At 73.8% G+C, this 599-nt stretch carries 1 protein-coding gene; it reads right to left on the bottom strand.

Features of this window, described 5'->3' with window-relative positions; translation table 11 throughout:
- Nucleotides 1-599, bottom strand: a 599-nt coding sequence (locus QR78_RS35330) for a hypothetical protein (RefSeq protein WP_158004102.1), incomplete at both ends; no start/stop codon positions are given.

Genomic DNA, 599 nt, shown 5'->3' on the forward strand with positions numbered 1-599 from the left:
GCGCTGGCGCCAGCGCTCGACCGTGAAGGCGTCGAACAGGTCACTGCCGTCCAGCCTACGCGCCGAAGCCGGTGGCACGAAGGTGGTGTCGAGGTTGAGGCAACCCCCGAGCGCGCTCAGCGACAGCTCGGTGATCGAGAGCTCGCGGGGATCGTAGATGGCGCTGTAGTCGCGCCCCTGGCCCGGTTTGCCGTCGAGCGTCTCCAGCCTGAGGTCGGCGAGCCGGAAGCCCGGCGGGGGATCGATCTGGCTGCCCTTCGGGTCGAGTTCACCCTTCGGCCCGCGGCGGCCCATTACCGGGAGGCCGGGGACGGAACTCAGCACGACGAGTTCGTGCCGGTCACTGGCGTCGAGCCCGGTGCGGAAGCGCTGCGCATCCAGTTCGGCGAGTTGCGCCGGCAGGCTCCGGCCGCCGAGCGAGCGGCGGATCGCCCAGGGCTTCCAGGGGCCTCGCGGCGGGGCGCCTGCCCCGCGCGCGTCGGGCAGAAGCGCCTCGGGGCGGAAATCCGGCGACCAGATCGCCCGCACCCCGCCCGCGCTTCGCGCCTCGAACAGGCGCGCCGTCCAGAGGGCGCGAGGCTGCGGGGCCGGGGACCTGG

The organism is Methylobacterium indicum (assembly GCF_001043895.1).
In the GTDB taxonomy this organism is placed as follows: domain Bacteria; phylum Pseudomonadota; class Alphaproteobacteria; order Rhizobiales; family Beijerinckiaceae; genus Methylobacterium; species Methylobacterium indicum.